This is a genomic window from Chryseobacterium gilvum (assembly GCF_025628965.1).
Classification (GTDB): domain Bacteria; phylum Bacteroidota; class Bacteroidia; order Flavobacteriales; family Weeksellaceae; genus Chryseobacterium; species Chryseobacterium gilvum.
Map to the genome: position 1 here is coordinate 947,322 of NZ_JAOTEN010000001.1, position 14,630 is coordinate 961,951.

General features: G+C 36.4%; 15 protein-coding genes. 2 read left to right on the forward strand and 13 right to left on the reverse strand.

Annotated features, from left to right (window positions below; all coding sequences use genetic code 11):
• Both N0B16_RS04390 and N0B16_RS04395 read left to right on the forward strand, forming a co-directional pair.
• The gene (locus tag N0B16_RS04390) at positions 1-675 is read left to right on the forward strand and encodes a glycosyltransferase family 32 protein (RefSeq protein WP_262989512.1); all 675 of its coding nucleotides are present in this window, start codon (positions 1-3) and stop codon (positions 673-675) included.
• A complete protein-coding gene (locus tag N0B16_RS04395) occupies positions 659-1,756 on the forward strand; it encodes a glycosyltransferase family 4 protein (protein ID WP_262989513.1) in 1,098 nt (365 codons plus the stop codon). The genes N0B16_RS04390 and N0B16_RS04395 overlap by 17 nt, the downstream gene beginning before the upstream one ends.
• Positions 1,757-1,806: 50 nt before the next feature.
• On the opposite strand, the gene N0B16_RS04400 is transcribed toward N0B16_RS04395, so the two are convergent.
• From N0B16_RS04400 to N0B16_RS04460, 13 genes are all read right to left on the reverse strand, one after another.
• Positions 1,807-2,976: a M28 family peptidase gene (locus tag N0B16_RS04400; protein ID WP_262989515.1), complete on the reverse strand. Its 1,170-nt coding sequence runs from the start codon at positions 2,974-2,976 to the stop codon at positions 1,807-1,809.
• A gap of 110 nt (positions 2,977-3,086) precedes the next feature.
• On the reverse strand, positions 3,087-3,431 hold the full coding sequence (gene rplT, locus N0B16_RS04405) for a 50S ribosomal protein L20 (RefSeq protein WP_047444038.1): 345 nt from the start codon (positions 3,429-3,431) through the stop codon (positions 3,087-3,089).
• A gap of 116 nt (positions 3,432-3,547) precedes the next feature.
• Positions 3,548-3,745: a 50S ribosomal protein L35 gene (gene rpmI / locus N0B16_RS04410; RefSeq protein ID WP_027385360.1), complete on the reverse strand. Its 198-nt coding sequence runs from the start codon at positions 3,743-3,745 to the stop codon at positions 3,548-3,550.
• A 185-nt stretch (positions 3,746-3,930) separates the two neighbouring features.
• Complete coding sequence (locus N0B16_RS04415; protein WP_262989516.1) at positions 3,931-4,752, reverse strand: alpha/beta fold hydrolase; 822 nt, start codon at positions 4,750-4,752, stop codon at positions 3,931-3,933.
• A gap of 183 nt (positions 4,753-4,935) precedes the next feature.
• Positions 4,936-5,436 (reverse strand): translation initiation factor IF-3, encoded by a 501-nt coding sequence (gene infC / locus N0B16_RS04420; protein ID WP_115596428.1) that lies wholly within the window; start codon positions 5,434-5,436, stop codon positions 4,936-4,938.
• A gap of 164 nt (positions 5,437-5,600) precedes the next feature.
• Positions 5,601-7,520, reverse strand: coding sequence for a threonine--tRNA ligase (gene thrS / locus N0B16_RS04425; RefSeq protein WP_262989517.1), 1,920 nt, complete (start codon positions 7,518-7,520; stop codon positions 5,601-5,603).
• Between the two features lie 164 nt (positions 7,521-7,684).
• The gene (locus N0B16_RS04430) at positions 7,685-7,870 is read right to left on the reverse strand and encodes a hypothetical protein (protein WP_262989518.1); all 186 of its coding nucleotides are present in this window, start codon (positions 7,868-7,870) and stop codon (positions 7,685-7,687) included.
• A gap of 9 nt (positions 7,871-7,879) precedes the next feature.
• Entirely contained in the window at positions 7,880-8,485 is a 606-nt protein-coding gene (locus N0B16_RS04435) for a DUF4230 domain-containing protein (protein ID WP_262989519.1), read from the reverse strand.
• A 2-nt stretch (positions 8,486-8,487) separates the two neighbouring features.
• The gene (locus tag N0B16_RS04440; RefSeq protein WP_262989520.1) at positions 8,488-9,054 is read right to left on the reverse strand and encodes a TlpA family protein disulfide reductase; all 567 of its coding nucleotides are present in this window, start codon (positions 9,052-9,054) and stop codon (positions 8,488-8,490) included.
• 1 nt (position 9,055) lies between these two features.
• On the reverse strand, positions 9,056-9,523 hold the full coding sequence (locus N0B16_RS04445; protein ID WP_262989521.1) for a pyrophosphohydrolase domain-containing protein: 468 nt from the start codon (positions 9,521-9,523) through the stop codon (positions 9,056-9,058).
• A 194-nt stretch (positions 9,524-9,717) separates the two neighbouring features.
• Positions 9,718-12,651, reverse strand: coding sequence for a zinc-dependent metalloprotease (locus tag N0B16_RS04450; protein WP_262989522.1), 2,934 nt, complete (start codon positions 12,649-12,651; stop codon positions 9,718-9,720).
• Between the two features lie 194 nt (positions 12,652-12,845).
• Complete coding sequence (locus tag N0B16_RS04455; RefSeq protein WP_262989523.1) at positions 12,846-13,343, reverse strand: DinB family protein; 498 nt, start codon at positions 13,341-13,343, stop codon at positions 12,846-12,848.
• Positions 13,344-13,368: 25 nt separating this feature from the next.
• On the reverse strand, positions 13,369-14,508 hold the full coding sequence (locus tag N0B16_RS04460; protein WP_262989524.1) for an acyl-CoA dehydrogenase family protein: 1,140 nt from the start codon (positions 14,506-14,508) through the stop codon (positions 13,369-13,371).
• Positions 14,509-14,630: the final 122 nt, after the last annotated feature.

Below are 14,630 nucleotides of genomic sequence, written 5' to 3' on the forward strand. Positions count from 1 at the left end.
ATGGCCATTCCCAAACAAATATTCCAGACGTTTAAAAATGATAAGCTGCCTTGGCTTACGAGGTTTCATATCAGCAGAATGCGAAAAAAAAACCCTGAATACGAATATCATTTTTATGATGATGAAAGAATTCAGGCATTTTTAAAAGAAGAATTTCCTCCTGAATATATAAAATCCTATAACCGCTTAACGATTGGAGCTGCCAAAGCAGATTTTTTCCGTTATGCTATTCTGTATAAAAAAGGAGGTATTTATCTGGATATTGACAGCGGATTAATTAAGCCTCTACGTGAATTTATCCGGGAAGATGATTCAGCGCTTGTAACGGATGAAATTCCTCCAACCTATTATGTACAGTGGGGTTTGGTGTATGAAGCCGGACATCCTTTTCTTCAAAGGACTTTAGAGAATGTCTTGGATAATATTAAAAAAAATCCGTATCCGCATAACGTTCACAAAACAACAGGACCTACTGTTTATACGGATTCTATCAAAGAATGCCTTCAGGAAAATCCTGATATTCCGCATCGGTTTATGAAACCCCATTATGATCAATGTATGCAGTTTAAATATAAATTAGGTAAATTTTTTCTGTACAGTGATAAATCCGAACATTGGAAGAGAAAGCAGCTTACACAAAATATCATAAAACCTGAGCATGAAGATCGCCTTTGATGCCAAACGTTTTTTTCATAATGCTTCCGGACTTGGAAACTATTCGAGGGATTTGGTAAGAATTCTCGTTGAATATTTTCCGGAAAATGAATATATTTTACTGAATAAAAATAAGTCCGAAAGAGGAAACTCGATCTTGGAAAATTCCCAGGTTTATTTTATTGAAACTTCAAAAGGAAAATTTTCCCGACAGTTTACAATGGGGAAGGATGCCCAGAGAGAAAATGTGGATATTTTCCACGGATTATCGGGTGAATTACCCTTAAAATGGAGTACAGGCTCAATTAAAAAAGTAGTTACGATCCATGATCTTATTTTTTTGAGGTTTCCGCAGTATTATTCTTTTTTTGACCGAAAGATACATTTCTGGAAATTTAAAAAAGCCGCACAAACTGCCGATAAAATTATTGCTATTTCTGAGCAGACGAAAAAAGATATTACACATTACTTAAAAATTCCTGAAAATAAAATCGAAGTCATTTATCAGGGCTGTCATCATGCTTTCAAAGAAGAGCAGACCGCCGATTTTATTCAGAAAACAAAAGAAAAGTTTAATCTTCCTGACAGATTTATTTTAAATGTAGGAACCGTCGAAGAAAGAAAAAATCTTTTAAATATTGTAAAAGCGATTGACAAAACTGAAATTCCTTTAGTCGTTGTCGGCCGAAAAACAAAATATTTCGCCAAAATAGAGCAATACATCAGGAATAATAAATTAGAAAAACAGATTCACTTTCTGGAGGGAGTTTCGATGGATGAATTAGCCGTTATTTATAAACTGGCCGATATCTTTGTCTATCCAAGTTTTTTTGAAGGTTTTGGAATCCCGGTGATTGAAGCTTTATTTTCAAAAACGGTTGCGGTTACAAGCAATACAAGCTGTCTACCGGAAGCCGGCGGAAAAGATTCGGTATACATTGATCCGCAAAATCATCTGGATATACGGTCAAAAATAAAATATCTCTGGGAAAATGAAGCGGAAAGAAAAAGACGTGCTGAAAAAGGTTTTTCATTTGTTCAAAAATTCAATGATGAGCCCATTGCTCAGCAGCTGATGAATTTTTATGAAAGTTTACTATAGAAATAGAAAATAAGAGATTAAAAAAAGCCCTGTATTTTACAGGGCTTTTTTTATTTCTTTATCATAATCTTCCGTACTGCGGTTTGATCGCTCGATTTTAAAATAGCAAGATAAGCTCCGTTTTCAAGACTGCTGGTATTGATAATGGTTTTATTGGTTTCTTTAATCAGGCTTCTTCCTGATAAATCAGTAATCTCAAAACTAAAATTGGCAATTTCCTTCGGTAACTCAATATGCAGTACATCTTTTGCAGGATTAGGATATATCTGTACAGACTCCAGTTTATGCAATGCGTTTTCCTCAACTCCTAAAAGCGAAGTCGATGCCACTGCAAAATGCTGAAGTGCGCCTACTGCTGCTTTTCCTACATTATAAACGTATACAGGGTCTACATTCGCAAAAGTATCATTTACGGTATGCTCATTATTACTTCTGATGTATTCATAAAAACCTGTAATAACTTCTCCTTTATCCTCAAAAGGAATATAATCAGATGCATACGCAGGATCTATATCGGTCTGAAGAGGTGAATAAAGGGTCGTGCAAGTCGCCAGTTCCTGAGTAACAGCTTGTGAAGCGGCATTGTTACTTAGTGGAGTACTTTGATCTTCATCACAATAAATGGTGTCATTGTTATTACCTATTTTCCCTCCAACCTGATCAATATTAAAAACCAGTTTAATATCCAGTTGTCTTACATTACTTTGGTAAGCTATGGTATTTACATAATGCGTACTTCCGTATAAGCCTTGTTCTTCTCCGGAAAAATGGATGAATTTGATAGAATATTCCGTAGGAACATCTTTCAGAATTCTTGCGGCTTCCAGAATAATCGAAGTTCCGCTCCCATTATCACTTACTCCCGGACCTACGATACTGTCAAAGTGTCCGCAGATAATCACATATTTATTGGGATATAATGTACCGGTTTTGGTAACAATCAGGTTTTTTGAATTTGAACTTCCTACCGTGAAAGGATCTTCTACCATCTGGCTTACAGAATATCCGTAAGAGAGATATTTATTTTTTATCCAGGTTAGAGCATTGGCATTGGCAACAGAACCTGTAGTTTTAACGCCGAGATTACCAAAAGCCTGTAAATTGGCAGTAATATCTGTTTGAGAAACCTGGTTGGCTCTGTTTTGATATGCCTGAATAAAGCTTTGAGCCTGTGCATTGAGTGCTACTAAAGAAAGAAGAAGAATGATCGTTTTTTTCACTTTTTATTTAAATTTTATTTACATAATTAATGTGCAGCAAATGTAGATAATAAAAAAATCCCAAGCAAAAAAACTCGGGATTTATTATATTGATAACAAAAAAATTTACATTATTTTACTTGATCTACAACAGCTTTAAAAGCTTCAGGATAGTTCATCGCTAAATCAGCTAAAACTTTTCTGTTAAGCTCAATGTTGTTCTTTTTAAGAGCTCCCATAAACTGAGAGTAAGACATTCCGTGCTCTCTGGCTCCTGCATTGATACGCATGATCCAAAGTGATCTGAAGTTTCTCTTTTTCTCTTTTCTTCCACGGTAAGCATATTGCATTGCTTTTTGTACCGCGTTTTTAGCAACAGTCCAAACGTTTTTTCTTCTACCGAAAAAACCTTTAGCTTGCTTCATTAATTTTTTTCTGCGAGCTCTAGAAGCTACGGCATTTACTGATCTTGGCATAATTTAATTGTTTTTTTGAAATGTGCGGCAACCTTTTTCATTGCACTTAGCTGCACCATTTCAGGGTTAAAATTTTGAATTGTTATTCTTATAAACCGAATATTGGATTATAAAAACTACTTAATGGCTAATTGACGTTTAACACTTTTTTCGTCCACCTTAGCAACATAAGAAGTCGTAGTAAGATTTCTCTTTTGCTTCGTTTCCTTTTTTGTTAAGATGTGACTTTTATAAGCATTTTTTCTTTTGATCTTACCAGAACCGGTAAGAGCAAAACGCTTTTTAGCACCTGATTTCGTTTTTAATTTTGGCATGTTTTGCTTTTTTATGTATTTGTTATCAATATCTTGTTCAGATCCTGAGCTGCTCAGGAATAATAGTGTGCAAAATTACACAAAATATATGAGATGTGAAAGGAAAATATATTCTTATCAATTCAAAGGTTAATCCATAAAAAAACTGCAGGAAATTGCCTGCAGTAATGTTTATGTTTAAATACTTAAGATTTAAAAAATTCCAAAAGATCTTTATTGATCGTCTCCGCTTCAGTGGTTGGCATTCCGTGAGGGAAACCGGGATAAGTGATCAATTTTCCGTTTTTAACCAATTTGGCGGCAACCACTCCGGTAATTTCATAAGGAACAATCTGATCATCTTCACCATGCATCACTAAAACAGGCACATCTGTATTTTTTAAATCTTCAGTAAAATCTGTTTCCGAAAAAGCTTTAATGCACTCATAATGTGCATTGATGGCACCCATCATTCCTTGTCTCCACCAGTTTCTGCGAATTCCCTCAGATTCCTTGGCGCCTTCTCTGTTGTAACCGTAAAATGCAGATGAAAAATCTACAAAATACTGCGGTCTTTGTGTTGCAGTATAATGACGGATTTCGTCAAAGACAGACAACGGAACTCCATTCGGATTATGATCGGTTTTCACCATAATCGGTGTTACCGCGCTTATTAATACTGCTTTTGAAGCTCTTCCTTTACTATGTTGTGCAACGTATCTGATTACTTCACCACCTCCGGTAGAATGACCTACGTGAATAACATCTTTCAGATCTAAAGCGGTTACCAATTCTGCAACGTCTGAAGCATAGGTATCCATATTGTGACCTTCTGCAGTCTGGGAAGATCTTCCGTGGCCTCTTCTGTCATGGGCAATCACCCGGAAACCCTGCTGTGAGAAGAATATCATTTGTGCATCCCAGTCATCGCTGGACAAGGGCCATCCGTGGTGAAAAAATATGGGTTGACCTTTTCCCCAGTCTTTGTAATAAATTTCGGTTCCGTCTTTTAAAGTAAGTGTACTCATAGTTTTTTATTTGTTTTAATAATTTAATTAAATAAGCAATTCCTTATTCTTATAACAAAAGTAGTATATAAGTATATTCAAAATCTTACCTTATGATAAATTTATAATTATTTAATAATAAAAAAAACCTCAAAAATACTTTTGAGGTTTGTATAGTCTAATCCAAATAGGATTTTTATCGAATTATTTAGCTGGTTTTTTAGGACTCATCATCATAATCATTCTTTTGCCTTCCAGTTTAGGAAGCTGATCTACCTTTCCTACATGTTCCAGTTCCTGAGCCAGTTTCAAAAGTAAAATTTCACCCTGATCTTTAAAGATAATAGAACGTCCTTTAAAAAATACGTAAGTTTTCAATTTCGAGCCTTCTTCCAAGAACTTTTCGGCATGCTTCTTTTTAAAGTCATAATCATGTTCATCAGTTTGAGGTCCGAAACGGATCTCTTTAACCACTACTTTGATCTGTTTTGCTTTAAGTTCTTTTGTTTTTTTCTTTTGCTCGTATAAAAACTTTTTGTAGTCTAATATTCTTGCAATGAATGGTTCAGCTTTATCTGAAATTACTACCAAGTCTAGTTCCTGTTCTTTGGCAATTTGTCTTGCCTTGTCAATAGGAAAAATTCCCGGTTCTACGTTATCGCCTACTAAACGAAGTTCCCGTACACGGATCTTGTCGTTTATCATATGTAAGTCCTCCTGAGGTGGACGTCTTTGTGGGCCTCTGTTGTTAAATCGTTGTGCTATTGTATTATAATTTTATTGGTTAATAACTATTTAATGTAAAAAACTAAAATCATAAAAGCTATAATCAAATAATCCTTATATTTTAGATTTTAGAATCTTATTTTCTATATTTTTGAAGCTTCTTTGAAATAGGAAACAAAATCTTCCATATTCATCACTCCAAGATCTCCTTCTCCTCTTCTGCGTACAGAAATTGTGCCATCCCGCTCTTCATTTTCTCCTACAACCAGCATGAATGGTATCTTTTTTAATTCTGCATCCCGGATTTTTTTACCCGTTTTTTCATTTCTGTCATCTATTAATCCGCTAATATCGTGATTTTCTAAAAATTGTGAAACTTTTTTAGCATAATCTACATATTTTTCGCTGATCGGCAATATGGTAAACTGATCAGGACTTAGCCATAATGGGAAATCTCCTGCAGTATTTTCTAATAAGATAGCAATAAAACGTTCCATAGAGCCAAACGGCGCTCTGTGAATCATGATCGGTCTGTGCTTTTCATTATCGTTTCCGATGTAGGTAAGATCGAATCTTTCCGGCAAGTTATAGTCTACCTGAATGGTACCTAACTGCCATTTTCTTCCCAAAGCGTCCTTCACCATAAAGTCTAATTTAGGCCCATAGAAAGCAGCCTCTCCATATTCTGTGATCGTATTCAATCCTTTTTCTTTGGCAGCGGTAACGATTGCGTTTTCAGCTTTTTCCCAATTCTCATCAGAACCGATATATTTTTCTTTATTTTCAGGATCTCTTAACGAAATCTGAGCGGTAAAATCTGCAAAACCTAATGAACCAAATACGTAAAGAACAAGGTCAATGGTTTTTTTAAACTCATCCATCAGCTGATCCGGAGTACAGAAAAGGTGGGCGTCATCCTGAGTAAACCCGCGAACTCTTGTCAAGCCATGAAGCTCTCCCGATTGCTCATATCTGTAAACAGTTCCGAATTCTGCATATCGTTTCGGCAAATCTCTATAACTCCATTGTGACGTTTTATAAATTTCGCAGTGATGAGGGCAATTCATCGGTTTCAGCATGAATTCTTCCCCTTCATTTGGGGTTTTAATCGGCTGGAAACTGTCTGCACCGTATTTATCCCAGTGCCCTGAAGTTACATATAATTCTTTAGCACCGATATGGGGCGTCATTACAAATTCATATCCGCCTTTTTTCTGTGCAGCGGTAAGGAAATTTTCAAGTTTTTTTCTTAAAGCAGTCCCTTTTGGCAGCCAAAGCGGTAAACCTGCACCTACTTTTTCAGAAAAAGCAAAAATCCCTAATTCTTTTCCAAGTTTTCTGTGATCTCTTCTTTTGGCTTCTTCTAATCTTTCCAGATACTCTGTAAGCTCTTTTTGTTTTGGGAAAGAAATACCATACACTCTCGTAAGTTGGGGATTATTTTCATTTCCTCTCCAATATGCTCCTGCAGCATTTAAAATTTTAACGGCTTTTACAATTCCGGTATTGGGAATGTGGCCTCCACGGCAAAGATCTGTGAAATTATCATGTGTTACAAAAGTGATTTCTCCATCATTAAGATTTGAGATCAGCTCAACTTTGTAAGGATTATCGGCATATGTTTTTAATGCCTCTTCTTTAGAAACAGGATATAATGAGAATGTAGAAGCTTTTTTGGCATTCTCTAAAACTTTCTTTTCAATTTTTTCAAAATCTTTTTCGGATAAACTCTCATCGCCAAAATCTACATCATAATAAAATCCGCTTTCGATGGCCGGACCAATGGTAAGCTTAGCATTCGGATAAAATTCCAGAATAGCCTGTGCCAAAAGGTGTGCAGAAGAATGCCAGAAAGCTTTTTTTCCTAAATCATCATTCCATGTTAAAAGCTGTACCGTAGAATCTGTAGTAATAGGTGTGGTAATCTCGACTTGTGTGCCGTTTACAACTGCGGAAATGGTATTTCTAGCCAATCCTTCGCTTATAGATTTTGCCACATCTAAAGGAGTAACTTCTCCTTCAAATTCTTTGACGCTTTGGTCTGGAAGTGTAATTTTTATCATTGCTTTACTAAGAAATTTTAAGTTGCAAAAATACGCATTTTTTATCTCTTTAAAAAATGGAATAGTGATTATTGCAGATAATTGCTTTTTATTTTTATATAAAATGTAATTGTAAAGGGTAAAGTCGAATTAATTACGTTTTAATAAAAAAAAATACTAAGCTTTCACTTAGTATTATCTGTTTTTCCTGATTTATTTTCTTCCGAAGATTTTTTAACATCTTCTTTATTAATGTCCGGCGGATTTGATTTTTCAGAAGCTGCAGGAAGACCACGAAAATCTTCATTCTGCTTTTTGGTCTCTGCGGAATTGGCAGATTCTGTTTTTTTATTATCGTTGTTTTTGCTCATAACAGAAATTTATAGTTTTAGAATACCGAGTTCTCCGGTTTTATCTTCAATTTTATAGTTCAAAGCCTTTGCCAAAACGAAAATCGTATTCAGATTTTCCATTAATTGTTTACGTCCTTCATTTCTAAGCTTACTCTGGTCAATCGTTTTTACAGCAGTCTGTTTTGCTTTTTGAGTCACATTTTTAATGTCTTTTTCAGAGATTCTGTTAAAGAAAGAGTCGTCAAGAGACTGAATCTCAACACTGGGGGTAATTCTGATATCCGCATCAGGCAAATCTTTTATGATTAGTTTTTTATTAATGGAATCAACTTCCAGCTTCATTTTATTCAGATCATAAGAAACCTGCGCGTTGGTTTTGGTGTAGGTGATAATGCTGTTGCTGGAAACTTCATTTCCGAGCACTGTATAAGCCATTTTTGTTTTCTGCATTGATGAAATATTCTGTTCCAGAACCACCATTTTATTCATTTTGGCAATCTGGTTGGTCAAAATATAATAATCAGACTGTTCTGTTTTCTCTGCAAGGTTAAAGCATGACCTGAAACTGAAGAACAAAACCAGCATGACGATTACGCCGGCTGCAAAAGATAGTATTACTCTTAAATTTTTCAAATTTATTTTTTAAATATTTCCTTGATGACCGAGCTGTCATTTTTCTTTAAAATTTCAACGAGGTCTCTCTCAACATATCCTGTTGAAGGCATTTCTATCATTCTTCCAATTTCCTTGCCATACTTTTCAACAATAATGGTAGGGACTTTCTGGACATTGTACCGTACTTCATCACCGGTAGGAGATTCTTTTTTTCGGTTAACTGCAATCATGGTCAATTTGCTGTCAGGAAATTTTACTTCTTCCAATATTTTCATCAATCTCGGAAAATCTCTGTGGCTGTCTTCGCACCAGGTTCCCAGAAAAACGATGATATTATAAGAATTTATTTTTTGTTTTCTTAGTTCGGCGATTGCTTTTTGATCTAAAACATATTCATCGTGTTCTTTTACGTACCAGTCTGCATAGGGAGCTTTGATAAACTGATCTTTGGTCTGATGTCCTAAAAGCATTTTCCCGTCATTGGTAGTTTCCACTTCGCGGTTGACAATCACTTTTTGTGCTTTGAATTGTTGGGCTATAAAAATCATTGCTGAAACAGCAATAATCCGGGTAATTAATTTTTTCATCTTATTTTTCAATTATGGTTTTTAAATCTGCGGGAGAATAATACTTGTTTTTCAATACTTTATGGTCTGCTTTTCGATATACATTGAATTTTTCACCGGATTTTTCATAAAAAGATTCAACGTCTTTTTCTTTGTAAAATTCTACGGTTTCTGTTGCCTGTTCTTCATTATCACAAGCTTTTGACATATTGGAACGCTGAACTTCGTTGAAGAGTTCTACAAACTTATGGCCAAGACCAAATTCGAGTACGGCACCGCTTAAAACATACTGCAGATCACAAAGCGCATCAGCAATTTCAATTAAATTTTTATCTTCAATGGCATGTTTCAGTTCGTTAAGCTCCTCCTGTAATAACTCAACCCTAAGATTGCATCTTTCCTGCGAAGGAATTTGTGGACTGTCTAAAATAGGGGCTTTAAAAGTGGTGTGGAATTCTGCTACTTGGTTCAGGCTGTCAATTTTATCCATGAATATTTATTTTAAAGCAAATATAAAAAATTAGGAATTAGAAATCAGGAATTAGTTTTTGGGTTTTTCATCGTGTCTTATGATTATGTTTAAAATAAAGTGTTTACCAATGAACTTATTTTACATGATCATCAAAGTTATAAAATTAAAAAGCTGCCCGTTTCCAGGCAGCCTTATTTGAATGTTGTTAATTATTAATTTTTTATAAATCTCTTAGAAACTTCTCCGACCTGGATCATATACGCTCCTTTGGTAAGATTGCTTACATTCACAGATCCGCGGTTAAGCTTACCGGAATTAATGAGTTTTCCTGCCATATCAAATATTTTATACTCCTCTGAAGCAGTATTGGAAATATTTAAAACATCTTTTGCCGGATTTGGATATAATTTTATATCGGTAAACAGATCTTTTATGCCCGTTGTTTCACCTCTTCCTGATGAAATTATATTTAAGGTATAGTCTTCAACCTGTCCGTACGTGTAAGAACCACATGAAGATGACGGTACAGAATTATACTGCATCATTACTCTCATCCTTGTCGTTCCCGGAGCTGTAGCCGAAGGAATCGTAATGCTCCCTGTTACCGGAGTTGTTGTAGACCCTGTTTTTGACCAGGCTAATTCTCCACTGTCTGTAAAGTCTCCGTCTTTGTTATAGTCAATATAAACTGCGTATGCTTCATTGTATACTGTTGAAGTCCAGACTGGCGTTATGGAAACCGAATAAGCACTTCCCGCGGTAACGTTGGTAGAAACAGAAGTAAAGTTTTCATATCCTGCAGTTCCTGTAGAAGTATTGTTAATCGTTCCGAATTTTACATTTCCGATTCTTTCATCTGCAGTATTCGTAGCAGCTGCAGAACAATATGTAACCGTACTTCCTCCCAAAGTTGTAACACTTACCGTATTGCTTGAAGGTGAAACATTTCCTGCGGCATCTTTTGCCTTAACGGTGAAGCTGTACGTGGTTGATGGTGTTAAACTTGTCACAGTATACGTAGTAGAAGCTGTAGACCCGATTAATGAAGAACCCTGGTAAACTTCATAATCGGTAACGCCCACTGCATCTGTAGCACCGCTCCAAGAAAGGTTTGTCGTTGTAGAAGTTGTTCCTGAAGCCGCAAGAGTAGGAGCAGTAGGGGCAATTACGTCTCCGCTTCCTGATCCCGCGTTTACGGTAATATTTGCATTGTTGACATCGAAGAAAATATGATTGGAACCTTTTACCATAATTCTTCCGGTTGTAGTAGATGCATTCGGAATCGTGACAGCTTGAGTTCCGTCATTTGGAGTTCCAGCCAATAGAGTAGTCCATGTTGTTCCTGAGTTGGTAGACCAAAGAATATCTACGTTTGCAGTATTGACACCGTTTGCGGTAGTTCCTGCTACATTCCAGGTTACGGTCTGAGAAGTTCCTCCGGTATAGGTTGTAGCTGAATTTTGTGAACTTACACTGAAAGGCCCTGCTGTAGAATTCACAGTAATTACAGCATCATCAGAATTATTTCCTGAACCTCCGGCTCTGTTATCACGAACGGTAAACCTGAAATTTAAAGTTCTTGCAACATTAGATAAGGCTTCGACGGTAATTTCTGAACCTGCTGTTGTGGTGGCGCCTGTCAATACAGATGCCATTCTCGGGAAATATCGTACCGGTGTCGTTTGCGGAGTCCATGATCTGAAAGTGGGGCCGGAAGCTTTTGTAGCACTTGCTGCAGAGCTTGCTCCTGTCTGAGAAGAAGATGCGTTATCCATCTGTTCCCAGATGTAAGTTAAAGAATCTCCGTTGGCATCAGTTCCTGCTCCTGTAAGCATAAACGGGGTTCCTTTCGGGATGGTATAATCTAATCCTGCATTGGCTGTAGGAATTGAGTTGCCGGTAGAAGTGCTTACCGGACAGGTTTTAGCTTTAATATTATTGGTAATCTGCTGAACGCTTATCGCATGGAAAAAAGCGTCTGAATGGGGTTGTATATCCTGACTTGTGATTCCTGCATATCCCATAATTGTAGATCCGGAACCGGGTTCCATATTGGCTCCTGTTCCTTCATTGGCATATGAAAACGTGTGATTCCCGCCAAACTGATGCCCCATTTCGTGGGCAACATAATCAATATCAAAATTATCCCCGGAAGGAATTGCATCTGCAGGAGATGTATATCCGCTTCCTTTAGAACCGTTTGTGCAGACACAGCCAATGCAGCCTGCATTTCCGCCGCCGCCGGAAGCCCCGAACAAGTGACCGATATCGTAATTTGCCTCCCCGATTACCGAGGTCAAAGTAGATTGTAGCTGAGAATTCCAATTGTTCATCTGCGCCGCAGCAGAATAAGGATCTGAAGAGGCACTGGTATAGATTACGGCATCATTATTGGCAATAAGAACCATTCTTGCTGAAAAATCTTTCTCAAAAACTCCGTTTACACGGGTCATGGTATTATTCATTGCGGCTAAAGCATTGGCCTTTGTTCCGCCAAAATAAGTGGTGTATTCTCCTGTACTGGAAAGCGCAAGCCTGAACGTTCTGAGTTTGGCATCATCGGCATTGGGCCTTGCCGTGAGACCTGAAGTTCCGGAAACTCCTTTTTGTGCAACATCAATTACAGTACATTCAAATTTGTTGAGATTGTCTTTTTTATCTGACTTTCTGTAAATCACATAGGTGGACAAATCTTTTGTATAAGGCTCAATAAAAACAGCAGATTTATCTCCATAAATTTCCATGGATGACAATCCTAAAGGAGAAACACTGAAATAAACTGTAGAATCCGGGTTTTCAAGCCCTTGTCCAACATACGATTTAATGTCCGGATACTTTGCGGCAAGTTGTGGATCAAAGTTTGAGTTTTCACTCACTTTAAAATTTTCCATTTTTCCTTCGGAATTGGGAAAAGAAATAATCACTTCAGATTTTTCATGACTTCCAAGCCTTTTGGGAGCTCTCGCCAAAGCATTTTTTAATCCGTTAATATCCAATTGGTAGATTTTAGGATTAAGAATAGTGGTTTTATTCTCAAAGATTTCTGAGGTTGATTTTTTTGAACCTTCAGACCATAAACGATCAGTCTGAGCGAAAGTGATGCCGGTTATGAATAGCATCCCAATCATACATAATTGTTTCTTCATATTAAATTTTTTGATTGTGGAATATCAAAGCTAATAAATTTTTTATAATGAAAAACAAAATTTTTTAAGATATTTTTAGACGATCCGTTTAAATAATTATGTTATACATTGAATAATGCTGAATTGGATTTTTGAAAAAAAATAGCATACGTAATTTACGTATGCTATTGAATATTAATTTTAATATGTCTTTATTACATTTTATCATCTGCAGTCGGTCCGTATATTCCCGGAACCGAATTTCCTGTAGATCTCAGATAAATGATCAACTCACCTCTGTGGTGATATAAATGATTGTATAAAAAGCTGCGAATTACCTGTATTTTTGGCATAGGAGGAAAAAGGGAATTCCCTTGAGCTTCCATTCTCCACTCATTAAAATAGGTGCTTTCATCAGAAACTTCCATTGCCTGATGCGCTTTTGCAAAATTTTCTTCGAATTTTGCAACAATATTTTCAGCTTTTGTAATATCTCCTTTGTCATATTGGTATTCACCCATATCGAAGATATCCTGATTAAAAGTACCATCATACCAATTGTAAACTTCTGCAATATGCGATGCTAATTCTGCAGTCGTCCAGCTTTTCTCAGACGGTTTCCAGTTTAAAGCACTGTCGGGAATTGCTTTTAAAAGTTTTCTGGTACTCTCTGCCTCATGCAGAAATTCACCTAAAAGGGCTTGTTTCATCATTGTGTAATTTATTTAAAGTTAAAAATTATTGTGTTATATCTCTTCCGATTACCAATCTCTGGATTTCTGATGTCCCTTCACCAATTGTACAAAGCTTAGAATCTCTGTAGAATTTTTCCGCCGGGAAATCTTTTGTATATCCGTATCCTCCAAAAATCTGTACTGCATTGTTTGAAATCCTTACACAAGCTTCAGAAGCGTACAATTTTGCCATCGCTCCTTCTCTGGTCATTTTTTGTTTGGCATTTTTAAGAGTAGAAGCTCTTTGGATCAATAATTCAGAAGCATCAATTTCTGTTGCCATATCGGCAAGCATAAAATTAATAGCCTGGAAGCTTGCAATAGATTTGCCGAACTGGTGTCTTTCTTTTGCATATTTTAAAGCCGCTTTATAAGCGCCTCTTGCAGTTCCTAAACTTAAAGCTGCGATAGAAATTCTCCCTCCATCCAGAATTTTCATAGCCTGCTTGAAACCTTCACCAACTTCTCCTAAACGATAAGAATCCGGAACCCGTACATTGTCAAAAATTAATTCTGCAGTTTCAGAAGCACGCATTCCCAGTTTATTTTCTTTTTTACCCGAAGTAAAACCAGCCATTCCTTTTTCTAATACGAAAGCGGTTGAATTGTTTTTTGCTCCTTTTTCACCTGTTCTGGTCATCACAACCGCGATATCTCCTGAAATTGCGTGAGTAATAAAGTTTTTAGCGCCGTTAATAACCCATTCATCTCCATCTTTTACGGCTGTAGTAGACATACCTCCGCTATCTGAACCGGTGTTATGTTCTGTCAATCCCCAAGCTCCGATTACTTTTCCTGACGCGAGTTGAGGAAGCCATTTGTTTCTTTGCTCTTCATTTCCAAATTCATAGATATGATTGGTACAAAGTGAATTATGAGCTGCTACAGAAAGTCCGATCGAAGGATCTACCTGAGAAATTTCGTCCAGAATAGCAACATACTCATGATAGCCCAATCCAGAACCTCCATATTGCTCAGGAATAACAATTCCCATGAAACCCATCTCGCCTAACTGGTGAAATAAATCCTTTGGAAAAGTCTGACTTTCATCCCATTCCATAATATTTGGTCTGATATTTTTCTCAGCAAAATCCCTTGCTGTTTCCGCGATCATTTTAATGTTGTTAATCGTTTCTGTGTTCATATACATAAAGTTAGTTGCCAAAGATACTTAAATTGCCGAAATACTAAAAAAATTTCTTAAAAACATGCTTTAAAAGGCTTAATGTTTTAATTATCAAAAATTTATACCTTTAAATTTAACAT